11 protein-coding genes are annotated in these 17,918 nt (G+C 69.6%); all 11 read left to right on the top strand.

From position 1 onward, the window contains the following. A partial coding sequence (locus MNZ39_RS05050) for a cytochrome C (protein ID WP_242335430.1) occupies positions 1–1,208 on the top strand: 1,208 nt, incomplete at its 5' end. Between the two features lie 148 nt (positions 1,209–1,356). Further along, the gene (locus MNZ39_RS05045) at positions 1,357–2,772 is read left to right on the top strand and encodes a hypothetical protein (protein WP_242335428.1); all 1,416 of its coding nucleotides are present in this window, start codon (positions 1,357–1,359) and stop codon (positions 2,770–2,772) included. Then, positions 2,769–4,967, top strand: coding sequence for a hypothetical protein (locus MNZ39_RS05040; RefSeq protein WP_242335426.1), 2,199 nt, complete (start codon positions 2,769–2,771; stop codon positions 4,965–4,967). The genes MNZ39_RS05045 and MNZ39_RS05040 overlap by 4 nt, the downstream gene beginning before the upstream one ends. A gap of 32 nt (positions 4,968–4,999) precedes the next feature. After that, a complete protein-coding gene (locus tag MNZ39_RS05035; RefSeq protein WP_242335423.1) occupies positions 5,000–5,584 on the top strand; it encodes a GNA1162 family protein in 585 nt (194 codons plus the stop codon). Next, positions 5,556–6,848: a hypothetical protein gene (locus MNZ39_RS05030; RefSeq protein WP_242335420.1), complete on the top strand. Its 1,293-nt coding sequence runs from the start codon at positions 5,556–5,558 to the stop codon at positions 6,846–6,848. Before MNZ39_RS05035 ends, MNZ39_RS05030 begins: the two co-directional genes overlap by 29 nt. Positions 6,849–7,115: 267 nt before the next feature. Then, positions 7,116–8,945: a peptidyl-prolyl cis-trans isomerase gene (locus MNZ39_RS05025; RefSeq protein WP_242335417.1), complete on the top strand. Its 1,830-nt coding sequence runs from the start codon at positions 7,116–7,118 to the stop codon at positions 8,943–8,945. A gap of 32 nt (positions 8,946–8,977) precedes the next feature. After that, positions 8,978–10,927, top strand: coding sequence for a cytochrome c3 family protein (locus tag MNZ39_RS05020; protein ID WP_242335414.1), 1,950 nt, complete (start codon positions 8,978–8,980; stop codon positions 10,925–10,927). 9 nt (positions 10,928–10,936) lie between these two features. After that, positions 10,937–12,205 (top strand): cytochrome c3 family protein, encoded by a 1,269-nt coding sequence (locus tag MNZ39_RS05015; RefSeq protein WP_242335411.1) that lies wholly within the window; start codon positions 10,937–10,939, stop codon positions 12,203–12,205. After that, a complete protein-coding gene (locus MNZ39_RS05010) occupies positions 12,205–13,119 on the top strand; it encodes an NHL repeat-containing protein (protein ID WP_242335408.1) in 915 nt (304 codons plus the stop codon). The genes MNZ39_RS05015 and MNZ39_RS05010 overlap by 1 nt, the downstream gene beginning before the upstream one ends. 248 nt (positions 13,120–13,367) lie before the next feature. Next, positions 13,368–15,134 carry a fibronectin type III domain-containing protein gene (locus MNZ39_RS05005; protein ID WP_242335404.1) on the top strand — a complete coding sequence of 589 codons (1,767 nt, stop codon included), beginning with the start codon at positions 13,368–13,370 and terminating at the stop codon, positions 15,132–15,134. 356 nt (positions 15,135–15,490) lie between these two features. Further along, complete coding sequence (locus MNZ39_RS05000) at positions 15,491–17,506, top strand: CxxxxCH/CxxCH domain-containing protein (RefSeq protein WP_242335401.1); 2,016 nt, start codon at positions 15,491–15,493, stop codon at positions 17,504–17,506. The last annotated feature ends 412 nt before the right edge of the window (positions 17,507–17,918 follow it).

The following is a 17,918-nucleotide window of genomic DNA, read 5'->3' as shown; positions in this document are numbered from 1 at the left end:
CCAAGAAGGGGGCCAGCACGCAGTTCCAGGGCTTCTCCTACCTGCTCCAGGGTAGCGACCAGAGCTCGACGTGCCTCAACTGCCACGCGGCGGCCGACACGGCGCCGAAGAGCTACCACGTCATGACGACGGGCGGCGGCGTGGTCGAGATGACCCCCGGTGGCGACTTCGCGTACCTGACGAAGGCCTACGTCACGACGGTCCGCGGCGCTCCGTACACGAACGCGGCCGACAAGCACGGCCACAACGTCATCGCGGCCGACTACACCCTCGGCGCCGACACGAAGCTGACGACGGCTCCGGGCGGCAACTACGACGCGACGAAGCTCTCCTGCATCTCCTGCCACGATCCGCACAGCCGCGCCCGCATCGTCGACGCGGCCGGCACGATCGCCTCCTCCGCGCTCGGCGCGAAGGTCCTGCCGATCGACGGCTCCGGCTCCTACGGCGCCACCCCGACCGTTGACGCGGCCGTCGGCGTGTACCGCCTCCTCGCCCCCATTGGCTACGTTCCGATGTCGGTCCCGACCGCCACGGCGTTCACGGCCGACCCGCCCATCGCGGTCGCTCCGTCGACCTACAACCGCTCCGAGGGGACGTTCGACACGCGCGTCGCCTACGGCTCGGGCATGTCCGAGTGGTGCGCGAACTGCCACGCCTCGATCCACAACAACGGCGTCAACGCCGGTAACACGAAGCTCATCCACCCGGCCGGCAACGGCGCGCTCCTGACGGCGCAGGCGAACGACCTCGCCGGCAACCCGCTCGGCACGACGATCGCGGCCATCTACAACGCGTACAAGGGCTCGGGCGACCTCACCGGCACGCAGGCCACCTCGTACGACTCGATGATCCCCTACGAGGAGGGCTCGGCGAACGTTGCTGCGCTCGCCGCGCACGCGGTCATCGACGGCACGCAGCTCGGCGGCCCGACGACCGGCACGGAGAACGTGATGTGCCTCTCCTGCCACCGCGCGCACGCCACGGCGTTCCCGCAGCTCTCGCGCTGGAACAACAACGCGCCCTTCGTCGCGGTCGACGGTCAGTGGCCGGGCAAGGACGCGGCTGCGGGCACGGAGATGGCGAACGGCGAGTTCAACCAGGGCCTGACGCAGGCCGAGTACGCGGCGGCGATGTACAACCGCCCGGCGACGCGCTACGCCTTCTTCCAGCGCTCGCTCTGCAACAAGTGCCACGCGAAGGACTAGTCAGCTCGCGCAGCACGCTGGTGTAGTATGAGGAGGGGCCGCGCGAGCGGCCCCTCCTTTCTTGTCAGGGCGATTCATTTCGTCGCGGGTGCGAATAGGTCGCCAATCCGGTTGTTCGCCGAGGGAAGCTCGCGAGATCGGAGCGCGCATGCGAACACGAACCGTCCTCCAGGCCGTGGTCCTCGCGTCGGTGCTCCTCGCCTGCGCCGCGCGGCCACGGATCGCGGCCCGCGAGCCGCTCTCGGGCGAGGGCGACCTCTTCGTCTACGTGCAGCCGTTCTCCCCGGAGGCGGAGAAGCTCGCCGTCACCGTCCGCTCCGTCGCCGTCGTGACGCAGCAGGGCGAGAGCGTCGCGCTCGAGCTCGTCCGTCCCGTGCTCTCCGGCCGCGATGCCCGCCACCAGCGCCTCTTCGCCCACGGGCGGCTCGCGCCGGGGCAGTACGCGGGGCTCCTCGTGGACGTCTCCGATGCCAGCCTGCGCTCCGACGGCGGGATGTCGAACCTGCTCGTGCCGCAGGCGCCCACGCGAATCGAGGCGCGATTCGACGTCCGGAGCGGTGGTGCGCGGGTCCTCCTGCTGTACCTCAAGCCGGCGGAGGCGATCGAGCGCAACTACGGCTTCACACCCGCCTTCGCCGTGGCCACCCCCGAGATCCCCGTGACCACCCTCGCCGGCGCCTCAGCGAGCACTGCCTGGAACGACGTGTTCGTCCTCGACAAGAAGGCGCGGCAGGTGGTCGCCGCCGTCCCCACCGGCCGCGAGCCTCGCGGGATCGCCCTCGACGAGCGCCAGCGCCGCGCCTACGTGGCGCTCGCCGGAGACGACGAGGTGGCCGTCGTGGACCTCGTCTCGGCGGAGACGCTGTCGCGCGTCCGGCTCAGCGCAGGAGATCGGCCGGGCCAGGTGGCGCTCGCGCAGAACGGTCAGGTGCTGATCGTGCTGAACGAGGGCTCCTACACGGTGAGCTTCGTAGACACCGTGAGCTGGACGGAGCTCGGCCGCACCGTCGTCGGTCCGGAGCCCGAGTGGCTCGTCCTCGATCCTTCTGGAAGGCGCGCCTACGTCCTGAGCCGGCGCACGAACACGATCACCGTGGTGGACACCGTCGCGCGCACGACGCTCACCACGGTTCCGACGGAGCCGGAGCCGCTGCGTGCCACCCTCAACTCCGCCGGGAACCGGCTCTACGTCACGAACGCGAGCTCTCCCTACGTCAGCGTGCTCTCCGTCCCGGACCTCGCGACGTCGGATCGGATCTTCGCCGGGCTGGGGGCGGGCGCGATCCTGGTCGATCGACGGACGGACCTGCTCTACGTCGCGATGCGGGGCGAGCCCCGCATCCAGGTGTTCGATCCTTTCTCGCTCTTGCCAGTCGACACGCTGGAGCTCCCCGGCGCCGCCTCGTGGATGGTCATCGACGACGTCGAGAACACGCTGTTCCTCCTCATGCCCGAGTCCCGCGCGATCGCGGTCCTGGATCTCGCGAGCCGCTCCCTCCTGTCCGTCATCGACGTCGGCGACGATCCCTACGGGCTCGCGATCGCGGGGGCGCGTGGGCGATGAGGTGGCTCTCGCGAGCCGCGCTGGGCGTCCTGCTCGCGGCCTGGGCGACGGCAGGCCGTGGGGACGGGTGGTCGGCCGTCATCGAGGAGCAGTACACGAAGACGGAGTCCACGGTGACGGATCAGGGTGCGGAGGCGCGCACGTCGTCCGTCGACACGGTGCTGCAGCGATATCGGCTCGCGCTGGACAAGTCGTTCTTCCCTTCCTTGAGCCTCGCAGGAGGTGGCCAGTACGAGGACGCCAAGACCTGGCAGGGCGGGATCGGCTCGGCAGACACCTCGTACTCGAGGCTCGCGAGCATCTTCGGACGGCTGAACGTCGGCGGTCCGACGCTGAATGGTCGCGGAAGCTATGACCGCCGGCAGGAATGGGCGCGCACGCTCGATGTGCGCTCGCCAGCCCTGGTCCTCGAGACGATCGCCTTCGACAGCGCCTGGAGGCCGCTCGACCTGCCCCTCATCACGTTCCGGGCGAGCCGCCAGAACTCGTTCGACGTCGATCGGGCGTCCCAGGATTCGAGGAACGACGCGTTCCTCCTGACCGCCTCGTACAAGGCCTCGAAGTCGCTGCTGGTCGGCTACTCCGCGCGGTACGACGACAACGAGGACCGCCTCCACGGCGCCGAGCAGACCGCCGTCGGGCAGACGGGGCGGGTCACGTACGAGGACCGCTGGTTCTCTCGACGCACGCTCGTGCACCTGACCTACGACGTGCAGTCGACGTTCGCGAACACCACGGTCCGCGACATCGGGGCGGAGATCCCGACTGCGCGGATCCCGCTGGCGGGGCTGTCGCTGGTGGAGACCTTCCCGACGCCCGAGACCGCGACACTCGTCCCGAACCCCGCGCTCGTCGATGGAAACACCACCGCGGCAGCGGGGCTCGACATCGGGTTCTCTCCCCGGACGAAGGGCGACTCGAACGCACGCGAGATGGGCGTCGAGCTGCCCACCGTCCCGGCGACCCCGGTCAACACGATCCACGTCTGGGTCAACCAGCCGCTCCCCCAGCTCGTCACGAGCGCGTTTCGCTTCAGCGTGTACCAGAGCGACGACAACGAGCGCTGGATGCCGGTCGCGCTCGTCGGCCCGGTGGTGTTCGGGATCTTCGAGAACCGCTTCGAGCTCCGCATCGAGGAGATCACCGCGAGGTACGTGAAGGTGGTCACCTCTCCCCTCGACCCCGCGGTCACCATCGATCCCAAGTACGCGGACATATTCGTGACCGAGCTGCAGTTCTTCCAGACGGTCCCGGCCGAGGCCATCCGTGGGCGCAGCAGCTCACTGCTCAACTCGGCCAGCGCGAGCGCGAGGACGGTCTTGCTCCAGTCGCCGAACCTGTCACATGATTTCTCGCTTCAGGTCGCTCGCTCGGACACGAGGACCCCTGGGCGCGACACCGCCGAGAGCCGGCTGGCGCTCACGAACGGGCTGTCGCTCGCCCACAAGCTCGCGCAACCCCTTGCGTTGAACGCACGAATTGCGCGTCAGGATTTTTTCGCTGAGGAGACGCACAGCGGCATCCTGACCTACGGCGCCGGTCTCGCGTACACGCCGCTCCCGGCGATGAGCCACGCGATCAACTATTCCGGCGCCTGGCGGCAGGGCACGACCGGAAGTTCGCTCTCGAACGCCCTCACGATGTTCAGCAGGGCGGAGCTCTATCGCGGCGTCAGCGTCTCCGGCAACGGGGGCTACACCCTGTCGCTCCTCGAGCGCGGTCAGCGATCGACCGGGCTGATCGGGGGAGCGACGGCGAGCCTCCGACCTCACCGGGTCTTTCAGCTCTCCGGGGGTTATCGCATTGCGAGGAACTCCACCTCGGGCGGTGGAGTGCCAGCGAGCACGACCACGCTGGAGCAGGCCGATGCGAGCGCCTCGTTCAGTCCCACCGAGGCGCTCTACGCGAGTGCGTCGGTGACGCGGATCATCCGCGGGGCGCGTCCCACCACGCTCGCGACCTTCGGGCTCGGATGGTCGCCCCTGCAGGGCGGAGATCTCACGCTGCACGCGACGTACTCGAAGACCCTCGACACGTCGGCCGAGGCGGTGACCCAGCTCGTCTCGCCGTCCGCGCGCTGGACCATCCGCCCCGGCACCTTCCTCGATCTCGTGTACGTCTTGAGCGACTCGAGCGCGCCGGCGCAGGACGCGATCTCGCACCTGTTCACCGCGAACCTGACGGTGACGCTGTGACGGTGGCCTGCATATTGCACTGGAGCCGCGACATGCTGATCCCGCGCAAGAAAGCGTGCACCCTGATCGCGACCCTGCTCGCGACCTCGCTCGTGGCGTGCTCGGGCCCAGGCGCGCGCCGACGCTATCAGAACGCGGAGATGGACTTCGGCTCGGTGCACACGGTGCTCGTGATGCCGTTCTCGAACCTGAGCCGCGACTCGATGGCAGGCGAGCGCGTCCGGGACGTGTTCGTCAACATGCTCCTCGCGAGCGGCTCGATCTACGTCCTCCCGCACGGCGAGGTGATCCGCGGCGCGAGCCGGGTGGGCGTCGTGAACGCCTCGGCGCCCAACGTCGAGGAGGCGGTCAAGCTCGGCGGTCTCCTCAAGGCGGACGCCGTGATCACGGGGGTCGTTCGAGAGTACGGCGAGCTGCGATCCGGAACCGCGTCCTCGAACGTCGTCTCGCTCAGCCTGCAGCTCATCGAGACGCAGACCGGGAAGGTCGTCTGGTCCGCCTCCACCACCAAGGGAGGGGTCGGCTTCGGCGCGCGGCTGCTGGGCGGAGGCGGCGCTCCGTTGAACGACGTGACGGAGGAAGCCGTCGATGACCTCCTCAACAAGCTGTTCAAGTAAGGTCGCCCTCGCCTTCCTGGCGCTCGCGGTCTCCGTCGCGTGTGCCGGCTCGCGGGCCGCGGCGCCGTCGCCCGGAGCGGCGCGCGCTGCCGTGATGGGGGCAGATTCGGCTGTCCAGCGGGCGGAGCCCGAGAAGCCGCGAGAGCGGCCGCGCCTCGCCGGCCGGCGCATCGCGGTACTCCCCATCGAGAACCTGAGCGGCGGCGTCGTCCCAGGAAAGCACCTCCTGAAGCTCCTCTCGCTCGCGGCTGCCCGCGCGGGCGCCGACGTGGTCGAGGGGAATCCCGTCGACGAGTTCCTCTCCCGCCACCGCGTCCGCTTCACGGGGGGCATCGACGCCGCCACCGCGAGCGCCGCCCGCGAGGAGCTCGAGGTGGACGCGGTGCTCGTCACCTCGGTGCTGCTCTATCACGCGGGAGCGCCTCCGAAGATCGCGGTGACGATGCGGCTCGTCGCGACGGACGAGCGACCCGAGATCCTGTGGATGGACGGCGCGGTGCTGAGCGGCAACGACGAGCCGGGCCTCCTGGATCTCGGGATCATCTCGAAGATCGAGCGGCTCGAGCGGAACGCGCTCGCGCGGCTCACGGGCTCGCTCGCGGGGTTCCTCTCCGGTCACGGTTCTCCCGTCACGACGTGCCCGGCGGAGCGCCGCTTCGAGCCCAGGGTCAGCTTTCGCTCGCGCCGCTTCGCGCCCGGCGCGGCCTCCGTCGCGGTGCTCCCGTTCGTGAACCAGACGGAGCGAAGAGGGGCAGGCGAGGCCCTCGCGGTGGAGTTCGTCCGGCACCTGTCGTCGCTCGGGACCGTCACGGTCGCCGAGCCCGGCGTCGTGCGCGACGCGCTCATCCGCTACCGGATCGTCCTCGAGGGCTCGCTCTCGCTGCTCGCGGTGCGCACCGCGACGGAGGTGCTCGGGACCGATCTCGTGCTCACCGGCGTCGTCCGCGAGTACGACGACGTGGGGCCCGTGCCGAAGGCGGACTTCACTGTGACCCTCATCGACACCCGCACCGAGGAGGTGGTCTGGGAGGCGACCTCCGACCACCGCGGTGACGACGACGTCGTGCTCTTCGATCGCGGGCGGGTGAACACCGCGACCGCGCTCGCGTGCCGCATGGTCCGCAGCGTGGTGGACGGGATCGCCGCCGCGACGAAGCCTGGCACGCGTGATCGCTCTCCTGCGCTGGAGCGGCGAACCGTGGAGCGCCCGGCGCATGAGCAGCGCGCCGTCGGCGCCGTCCGCCGCGAGCCGCACGAAGGCTGATCGGGCGGATGTCGCGTGGGGCTCTTCCCGGAGCCGAGGCCGGCAGCGAAAAACGATCGAATCATCGAGGGGCCACGCAACGCTTGCGCAGCACGCTTTGCGTGGAGTGGGACAAATCGGGAGCGAATCCACGGAATTGCAGTGGTTAGAGACGGCCCAGCAGGGGGCACACGCGTTGCAGCCACCGGCACGGCCAAGCGGAGCTGGACGGCGGGGAGAGACCGTCGAACGACGTGGCCGCGCCGGGGCGCGGTCGAGAGGAGCGACATGACGACGCGTGCAGTTCTCGCAGCCGTGCTGGCCTCGTTGCCTGCGTGGGCGTTCTCGGCGGCTCCCGCTGCGGCGACGAAGGTGCCGCCGGCGGCCACCGCGCCGAAGACCGATGCCGCCAAGGGTGACTCGGGCGTGGCGAAGAAGAGCGCTCCGACCGCCCCCGCGAAGAAGACCGCCGAGCCGGAGGGGGCGAGCGCCCTTCTCAAGGTGCCGTTCCTGTCGCCCCGGTTCGCCTCGACGCCGGTGGCGGTGGTCGACGGCGACGTCATCACGATGGGTCAGCTCGTGGACACGCTGGCCCTCGAGCACGCGCCGCGATCGCCCGAGGAGGGCGCGACGGGCGAGGAGGCGGCCCCCGCCGCTCCGGCGAGCCGCAGCGACTTCACGCGCGTGCTCGAGCGGCTCATCGACACCCGGGTCGTCGCCTCCGAGGCGCGCGACATGGGCATCGACGATCTCCCCCAGCTCAAGGAGGAGCTGGCGAAGTACGAGGAGACCGCGCTCCGGAAGGTCTTCGAGCAGACGGTCTCGAAGGACGTGAAGGCCGATCCGGCCGCCGTCGAGAGGATCTTCCAGGACTCGGTCCGGGAGTGGAAGCTCCGCTCGATCGTCCTCGACAAGGAGGAGGACGCGAAGGCTGTGGCGCCCCTCGTCCGGGACGCCAAGGCGTTCGAGGAGACGGCGAAGCGACTCGTCGCCGAGAAGAAGGCGCGCGGCAACGAGGAGCCTGTCTTCGTCCCCGAGTCGAAGCTCCTCCCGCAGATCGAGATGGCGGTCGCGGCGCTCAAGCCAGGCCAGGTGAGCCCCCCCGTCAAGATCCCCTCAGGCTGGACGGTCATCAAGGTCGTGGACGTCCGCTACCCGGAGGATCCCGAGGCGCGGGCGATCGCCGAGGAGCGCGCGCTCGCGGCGAAGCGGCGCGAGGCGGTGATCAAGGCCTACGAGGCGCTCGCGAAGAAGTATGCGACGGTCGACGAGAAGCTCATCGACCGGCTCGACTACGAGGCGAAGAAGCCCGGCTGGAACGCGCTCTACAAGGACAAGCGGGTGCTGGCGAAGATCCGCGGCGAGGCGCCGATCACCGTCGGCGACCTCGCGGCCGGGATCTCGCTCAAGTTCTTCCACGGCATGGAGGGGCCGATCCGCGCGAACCAGGTGAACGTCGTGAAGCGTCAGACGTTCGAGGGGATGCTGATGCGCCGGCTCTTCAAGAAGGAGGCGCTCGCGCAGAAGCTCGACCAGAGCGAGGAGTACAAGGCGGTCGTCGCCGAGTACGAGACCTCGCTGCTCTTCGGGATGTTCGTGCAGCGCGCGGTGGTCCCCTCGGTGAAGGTCACCGAGGGCGAGCTCATGGACTACTACGAGAAGCACAAGGCGGAGTTCAGCACCCCCGCCTTCTACCGGCTCGACGCCCTCGCGTTCCGCAACGGCAAGGCCGCGCAGGCCGCGCTCGACAAGATCAAGTCGGGCACGGATCTCAAGTGGCTGAAGTCGAACGCGGCGGACCTGGTGCCGGCGGAGGAGCGCGACCTCGACTTCGGCGGCACGATCTACAGCGCGAAGGGGTTGCCCGAGGAGCTCGCGAAGCTGCTCGCTGGCGCCAAGAAGGGTGAGTTCCGCCTCTACTCGTCACGCGGGGGCCAGGCCTACGTCGTCCAGCTCCTCGACGTCACGCCCGGGAAGGAGCAGCCGTACAAGGAGAGCCGCGAGACGATCGGCAAGAAGGTGTTCGCCAGCAGCGTCGAGAAGGCGCTCAAGGAGTGGGTGGCGAAGCTCCGCAAGGAGCACGACGTCAAGGTCTACATCACGCGCGTCGACGGGTGAGCGCGGTCCACGACTTCAGCGAGGGCACGGCTGTGACCAGCAAGACCAACCGGTGGACGCTCGCGCTCGCGGCCCTGTCGGCGGCGTTCCTCGCCGCCGCGCCGGGGCGGGCGGAGGCGGCGCGACAGTTCAAGTCGAAGGACTGCATCGACTGCCACAAGCCGTTCGCGGACAAGTACGACTCCGTCAAGTTCACGCACCCCGCCGTGAAGCAGCGGAAGTGCGAGGACTGCCACCTGCGCCACGGCGTGGTGCCGAAGCTCGTGCTGAAGGAGGCCGGCGCGAACCTCTGCTTCCGGTGCCACAAGCGCGAGTCGATCGGCCTCGACAAGCCGAACGTCCACAAGGTGCTCCGCACCGGCGCGTGCGGCCAGTGCCACGACGTCCACGGCTCGAACGCGCCGCACATGCTGAAGGCGGAGGGTAGCCAGGTCTGCTACGCCTGCCACGACAAGGCGGCGTTCGAGCGCAAGAACGTGCACAAGGTGCTCGCCAAGGACGGGTGCCAGGCGTGCCACGTGGCGCACGCGTCCGACCAGAAGAACCTGCTCGTGGCCGAGGAGGGCAAGCTCTGCTCGAAGTGCCACTCCGCGAGCGCCGGCGGGTTCGCGAAGGCGCACGGGGGCTACCCGGTGGCGACCTGCACCGGCTGCCACGATCCGCACTCCGCTGATCGCGCGAAGCTCCTCAAGGCCTCGCTCCATCCGCCCGTCGCGGAGTCGTCCTGCTCCGACTGCCACGCGCCCGCGAAGTCCGCGAAGCCGTTCGCCGTCCAGGAAGCCGGCGCGAAGCTCTGCGCGAACTGCCACGACTCGGCCAAGCTGCTCGGCGGCGGGACCGTGGTGCACAAGCCCGTGAAGGACGGGCAGTGCGTCGCGTGCCATGATCCGCATGCGTCCGGCGCGCCCAAGCTCACGCACGCCCCCGGCGCGAAGCTCTGCCTCGGGTGCCACCCGCAGATGGGCCAGAAGGTCTCGGTCGCGCACGCCCCCATGTCGTCCCCGGGCGCCTGCGCCTCGTGCCACAAGCCGCACGCCACGAAGGAGAAGAAGCTCCTCGCGAACAACGTCGCGGCCCTCTGCGGCGCGTGCCACAAGAAGACGTTCGAGGAGAAGCGCAAGGTCGCGCACCAGCCGTTCGTGGACCGGGACTGCGCTGCGTGCCACGACCCGCACGGCTCTAACCTGCCGGGCATGGTCAAGGCCCGCCTCGACAAGGTCTGCTTCGGCTGCCACGCCGAGGAGGAGACCCGCTTCATCAAGACGCACACCCACAAGCCCGTGCTCGATGGGCGGTGCGGCGCGTGCCACTCCGGGCACGGCTCCGACGAGCCGAAGCTCCTGAAGGCCAGGGGCGCGAAGCTGTGCGAGCAGTGCCACGCCGGGATGATGAAGGCGGACGCGAGCGGGACGACGCACGCGCCGTTCGCGAAGGGTGACTGCCTCACCTGTCACGACGCGCACGGCTCGAACACCGCCGGCATGCTGGTCTCCGAGGAGAAGACGCTCTGCGCGCGCTGTCACGAGAAGACCGAGAAGGCGGTCCAGGGCGCGACGAGCATCCACGCTGCTTTCAGCGCGGGTGACTGCACGAAGTGCCACAGCCCGCACCAGGCGAAGCTCAAGAAGCTGATGCTCGCGCAGACTCCGGACGTGTGCGTCACCTGCCACACGAAGATGAAGGAGAAGCTCGCGGCGGAGAAGCGTCACCAGCCCGTCGAGGACTGCCTGGCGTGCCATGGCCCGCACTCGGCGAAGCAGCCGAAGCTCGCCGTGCAGCGCGCGTCCGAGCTGTGCGGGCAGTGCCACGACGAGAAGGAGGGCAAGTTCACGAAGGCCCACCTCGGCATCGCGGCGTCCGACATGAGCTGCACGAGCTGCCACGATCCGCACGCCTCCAAGGATCCCAAGATGTTCAAGGACCTGCAGCACGCGCCGTTCGCGTCGCGGGACTGCGGCAACTGCCACGTCGTCGAGAAGTAGAGGACAAAGATGAGCGCGAGACCTTTCATCCTCGTCCTGGCGGTCGCCGCCCTGGTCGGGCCTGCGGCCGCGGCGCCGCCTGCCCCGAAGTTCAAGCTGAAGCCGGGGGCGGCCGGCCAGGTCTGCCTCGAGTGCCACCCGGACTTCGCCGAACGGCTCAAGAAGCCGTTCGTCCACACGCCGGTGCGCTCGAAGGACTGCGTCGGGTGCCACAACCCTCACGCCTCGGACCACGGCAAGCTGCTCGCGGCGGACGCGAACGCGATCTGCGGGACGTGCCACAAGGACGTGGTCGCGAAGAACGCGAAGAGCACCCACCCGCCGGCCGCGCAGCAGAAGTGCGGCGAGTGTCATGACCCGCACGCCTCGAACGCGAAGGCCAACCTCGTCAAGGCCGGCCCTGAGCTCTGCGCGACGTGCCACAAGACCCTCGTCGACGGGGCGAAGGCCTCCAAGTTCAAGCACCGGGCGGTCGAGAACGGCTGCGGGAGCTGCCACGAGGCCCATGCATCGGCCACGGGCCTGAAGCTGCTCAAGGCCGACGTCCCCCAGCTCTGCCTGGGTTGCCACAAGGTGGACGGGCCGATCCTGATGAAGAAGCACATGAACTACCCCGTCGCGAAGGCGAGGTGCACGAGCTGCCACGACCCGCACGGCTCGAACGTGCGCGGCATGCTCTACAACACGGTCCACGCGCCGGTCGCGAAGGGCATGTGCGGCCAGTGCCACGAGGCACCGGGGTCTCCCAGGGGCTTCGAGCCGAAGCAGGCGGGGCTGGCGCTCTGCCGCGGCTGCCACGTCCAGAACATCAACAAGATGATGGACAAGAACCGCCTTCACCGACCGGTCACGGAGGGCGCCGCTTGCCTGTCGTGCCACGGCCCCCACGCGTCCAAGGAGAAGGGCCTCCTCAAGGCGGACATGCGGACGGTCTGCGGGAGCTGCCACGCCGACACCATCAAGCGCGGCGACCTGTCGGTGACGAAGCACGAGCCCATCAAGAACTCGGAGTGCACGAGCTGCCACGATCCCCACGGCTCGGACGCCGCGCTCATGCTCGTCAAGACCGAGTCGCCGGAGCTCTGCGGGAAGTGCCACGACTGGCAGAAGCACTCGTCGCATCCGGTCGGCGCGAAGTTCGTCGACCCGCGCAACAAGAACCTGACCCTGCAGTGCCTCAGCTGCCATCGCGCGCACGGCACCGAGTTCAAGTCGATGATGCCCTACGCGACGGTCCCCGAGACGTGCACGAAGTGCCACGAGAAGTTCACGAGGTGATGACCGTGCTGAGAGCCATCGACGCGAGGGTGATCGTCTCGCTCGTCGTCGTCCTCGCCGCGAGCGGGGCACGCGCGCAGAGCGTCGCGTTCAAGCACCAGGCCACGGTGTACAGGGACGCGAAGGACGGCAAGCTGTCCGCGCCCGAGGGCGTGGCCTGCAACGACGCCGGGCTGCTCGTGATCGCCGACACCGGGAACGCCCGCCTCCTCACCTACTTCGTGAAGGAGGGCACCGTCACGCCCGCGGCCGAGGTGAAGGTGCCGCAGCTGAAGCACCCGGTGCGCCTGCAGCTCGACTCGAAGGGAAACATGCTCGTGCTCGACCGCAAGCTGCGGAAGATCGCGCGGCTCGACGCCAAGGGCGCGTTCCAGGGGTACGTCGACCTGAAGCCCGCCGGCGTCACCGAGGTCGTCCCGACGAGCTTCAAGGTGGACCGCGCCGACAACCTCTACGTGCTCGACACGGCCGCCGCGAAGGTGTTCGTGGCGGATCCCTCGGGAGCGGTCACGGCGACGCTCCCGCTCCCCGCCGACGCCGGGGCCTTCATGGACGTCGCCGTGGATGCGGGCGGGATCGTCTACGTGCTCGACGCGGTGCGCGCGACGGTGTGGTCCGCCGCGAAGGGCGCGACGGCGTTCTCGCCACTGGGAAAGAGCTTCAAGGACTACGCGAGCTTCCCGACTTACCTCACCGCGAACAACCGCGGTGTCCTGCTCGCGGTCGACCAGAATGGCGCGGGTCTCGTCCTGCTGGGGCAGGACGGCAGCTACCTGGGGCGCCAGCTCAGCCTCGGCTGGACGGACGGGCTCCTTTACTACCCGTCGCAGATCTGCCTGGACGCTCAGGGGGACGCGTTCGTGGCCGACCGCTCGAACAACCGCGTGCAGATGTTCACGTCCATCGCCCAGTAGACGCGCGGTATCGAATCGACGGGGCGCGCTCCTGCGGGGGCGCGCCCCGTCGATTTTGACGGGCATCAACGAGAAGATTGCGCCGAATCAATGTGCGCAACGCGACCTCGTGCCGCGGTGAAGCCATCAAGCAAGCGCTCGGACCCATGATACCCTCGTGACCTACCTATTTCACGGTACGTCTTGCCGGTCGCCCGGAATGGGGCTGCGGCTCGTCCGTGAAGAGGAGGGGAACGATGCGATTTCACGTGAGGCGCCCGATCGCCCTGGCCGCGCTCTCGACCGTCCTGTTCATCGCCTGCGGTGAGGATGAGCCGCTGACGGGGGCTCCGGCGCCCGTCTCGGTCCGCCGGACACGCGCCGCCGCCACCGCGACCGCGGACGGCCCCGTGTGCAGGGGCACGGGTGCCCACGACAAGCATGGTCTCGTCGGGTTCCAGTGCGCCACCTGCCACGAGTGCGGCGGGCTCATGCAGTTCTCGAGCACGTACACGCTCCCGACGAGCGGAGCGTCGATCTCGGGGCCGGAAAACGTGGTGACGGTCGGAGCGAACGGAACGACGTGCAGCGTGGCGTGTCATAACGTCGGCGGGCTCGCGACGACGCAGCCCGTCGACTGGAGCGCTCCGGGCCCGCTCGCCTGTAGCTCGTGCCACTCGCAGGGGCAGGCGGGAGCGTTCCCGGTGAGGTCGAGCCATGGCGTGGACAGCTCCAGCGCCACGGCGAACCGCGCCGCCTGCCAGAACTGCCACGATACGAGCAGGCACGTCTCCGGAACCGTGGTCATCCAGGGGGTCGGCGCGCTCGACCCGAACGATCCGGCCCAGGTGGACGGTGCGTGCAAGAAGTGCCACGGCGGGCGGGGAACCGCGGTCGCGGGCAAGACGCCGCCGCTCCTCGACGGCTACACGTCCGCCGATGGGGACTTCCATGGCGCGCGCGCCGGCACGGGGTTCGGAGGGTCGCTCATCGGGTACGCCCGGGGCGCTGGTCCGCTTCCGTGCGTGACCTGCCACGACGCGCACCAGAGCTCGAACGCGTTCCTGTTCGCGTCGAGCGTGAACACGTCGCCGGTGGCGGATGCGACGATCAACCGCGCCGGAGTGGGAGCGGAGGCGCTCTGCGAGCGGTGTCACTCCGGCGCGCGCCACGCGGGGTGCAATGTCGCCGGGTGCCACACGACGGACCCCGTCCCCGGCGGCGCGAACAAGCCCTGCTTCTTCTGCCACGGCCATGAAGGCATCGTGAACTTCAAGCTTCCCACCTGGGCGGACCACCCCGTGCCCGGCGTGGCGATCAGCGACCCGAACGCCTACTGCTGGCACTGCCACACCGCGGGGTGGTTCCCCGCGGCGCCGGAGTACGTTGCCCCCACCGTGACGAACGTGGTCGCCAAGGAAGTCACGGGGACGAGCGCGAAGGTGTCCTGGACCACGAACGAGAAGGCCACCTCCTACGTCGAGTGGGGAGTGGGAACGCCGTCGAACGTGGATGGCAACGGCGTGCTCGTGACCCAGCCCTGCGGGCCAGGTGTGAGCACCCCCTGTCGCGAGGTGACGCTCACCGGCCTCGCTCCGCTCACGCAGTACGCGTACCGGGTCCGCTCGTCGGACGCGATGCGGAACGCGACCGTGTCGCAGATCTACACGTTCACCACGCCCGACCCCAACGCGCCTGGGCAGCCTGCGCTCACGCCGGTGGATGACGGCGCCGTTCCGTACCCCGAGACCGCCGTGCCGGTCACGTTCCAGTGGACCGCCGTCGCGGATCCCAACGGGGATCCCATCGAGTACCGCATCCAGATCTCCTCGAACCCCGGCTTCACCGCTCCGCTCGTGTTCGACGGGCCCTGGACCACCTCGACGACGTACGCGAAGACCTTCACGGCCACCGAGTGGCCGGGCGCGACCTATTACTGGCGCGTCCAGGCGCGGGACGCTGCGCACGATCTCCGTTCGCCGTGGTCGAGCGTCGATGCGTTCGGGATCTGGTGGTACGACCCGATGCCCTATTGATCAACGTCAATAACGTCGGCCCGGAACGGGGGCTGCCGCGCAATGCGCGGTGGTCCCCGTTCTTTGCCGAGCGCGGACGTCGCTGAAGCCCGACGCCTGGCCCCGTCTCGTCTCGAGTATCGGAGCGCGGCGCGAGGACGCAGGGACCGCCAACCAAGCGCGTCGCCGCTCCACGCCCCCTCATGTACTGAAGGTTGCTGACACACATCAAAGGGATTGTGCGAGATTGAAGTCGGGCGGACTAATGGGTTGCGTCCAACTCGTGCACCCGAACGCTCTCTCGTCGTGAGCCATCGAAGTTGCTTTCTTTGGCCGAGGCGGTTCAGGCGTTCGCGACCAGGGTCTGGGGGATCCGCATGCACTCGTGGCAGCTCGACCGAAGGCTCGGATCGGCGATCGTCGCCGGCATCGCCATGCTGTCGTCGCTGGCGTGCGGGAGCGGAGCCCAGGAGGCAGGGCAGGGTGGCCTCTCGAGGACGCCGCGCTCCTCCGCCATCACCGCGGACGCTGCGGTGTGCACCGGCACCGGGTCGCACGACAAGCACGCCGCTTACGGGATCGGCTGCGCGGTCTGCCACCCCTGCGGCGGCGCGTACCAGTTCGACCCCTTCACCTATACACGCGGGACCTCGACGTCCGGCGGCACCATCACGCTCACCGGGACGGATCCGGCGACCTGCTCCGTGGCGTGCCACTTCCCGATGGGCACGCAGCCCCACTCGATCACCTGGGGGACGCCCGGCCCGCTCGACTGCACCTCCTGTCACGCGGTGGCTGCGCTCCCGTCGGTCCACCCGACGCTCGTCGTCGAGAACCCGACGCGCGCGGACTGCGAGGCGTGCCACCGGATGGGCGACCACACGAAGGGCACCGTCGTGCTCGTGAGCCACGGCGTCGATTGGATGAACTCTGCGAGCTCCGGATTCCACGCGTACTCCGCCAACGCGCGCATCGCGAGCTGCCAGGCCTGCCACGGCGCCGATCTCACCGGCGGCTCCACCAGCACCGGGTGCCGTGACTGCCACGATCGCAACCTCCCGGCCGGCGTGACGAGCTGGCGGACGAACTGCGTGATGTGCCACGGCGACAAGGCGAGCGGGCAGTCCTCGCCGCCGCGGGCGACGTGGGGGAACAACGTCCCGAGTGACACCGCGAACGTGCGGATCGGCGCGCACGCCGCCCACGTGACCGGCAGCGCCATCGCGCCGCCCTTCGACTGCGCCGTCTGCCACGTGAAGCCCACGGACGCCCTGTCCGACGGCCACGTCGACGAGGCGACCGCGAAGGTCGTGTTCAGCGGCCTCGCCGCGAACCGCGGGGAGCCGGCCGCCGCGTGGAGCCGCGACACCGCGACGTGCGCCAGCACCTACTGCCACGGCGCCACGCTCGGCGGCGGCACGAACAAGACGCCCACCTGGACCCGCGTCGGCCAGGGCGAGGCCGGCTGTGGCACCTGCCACGGCCTGCCTCCGCCCGCGCCGCACCCCTCGGTCTCCGGCGGCCTCTCCGGGTGCGCCGTGTGTCACTCGGACACCGTCGACTCGAGCGGCGCGATCATCCCGCCGAGCGCCGGCGGGCTCCACCTCGACGGGTTCGTCGAGGGCGGGCATGACAAGGATTGGATGGACAAGACGAGCACGAAGTTCCACGCGTACTCGGCGAACCGCGGCCTGGGCCCCTGCCAGGCGTGTCACGGCGCGGATCTGAGCGGCGGGGCGACGCAGGTCGGCTGCGCGAAGTGCCACGGGGCCGGCTGGGAGCGGAACTGCACGATGTGCCACGGCGACCCGGCGGATGGCACGGGCGCGCCACCGCGGACGACGTGGGGCAACTCGGGCGACCCGCTTCGGGTCGGGGCGCACACCGCGCACGTCAAGGGGACCTCGGTCGCGGCGCCGCTCGATTGCGACCAGTGCCACGTCGTTCCGACGGACGCCTTCTCCCCCGGTCACATCGACGACGCAGTCGCCAAGCTCACCTGGGGCTCGCTCGCGACCGTCGGTGGGGCCGCTCCTGCGTGGGACCGGACGGCGGGGACGTGCGCCAGCACGTACTGCCACGGCAACTACGCCGGCACGTTCTCGTACTACTACTGGGACGGCACCTACACAGCGCGGTACGCCGGCAAGCGCGCGACGCCTGCGTGGACGGGATCGCCGACCGCGTGCGACTCGTGCCACGGAAATCCGCCCAGGGAGAACCTCTCGTGGCACGGCTATCACAACGGCGGAAACCAGTGCCAGCTCTGCCACCCGGACGCGACCGGTACCGTGGCCGGGGTGGGCATCGGCATCACCAACCGTGCGCGGCACGCGAACGGCGTGGTCGATGTGGAGCCGCAGTGGGACGCCCAGTGCTTCAATTGCCACTGATGCGCTGAGAGAGCGGTGAAGATCCGGCCGCGCCCCGTCGTCCTCGGGGCGCGGCCTTGATCTGCCAGCCGCGTGCGCGAGCGGAACGAACCTCGGGCCCCGGGGGGTCGCACGAAGTCCTCGGCTGGCATGCGCGCGTCGCGGAGCTCGGGGGATAGGTGACCCCGCGACCCGCGCTTCCATACGCTCGAGAACCACGCCCGCGTGATGGGCGCCTTCCTCGACGCGGCCCGACCGCGGTCCCTCCCGGTCGAGCGGCGCGGTGCATCAAGCCTGTAGACGAGAGTCGGACGAGCTGGCGCAGGCAGATGCTGGACGACGTCGAGCGGCGAGGGAGCGGTTGCGGCGGGATGGTGAGGCGGACTGCGCGAGCCTGCGCGGCGACTGGGAGCGTCGGCGGTCATTCTGCGAA

The sequence above is a fragment of the Anaeromyxobacter sp. SG66 genome (assembly GCF_022690805.1).
Lineage (GTDB): Bacteria > Myxococcota > Myxococcia > Myxococcales > Anaeromyxobacteraceae > Anaeromyxobacter > Anaeromyxobacter soli.
This window is presented reverse-complemented; position numbering and strand designations above follow the sequence as displayed.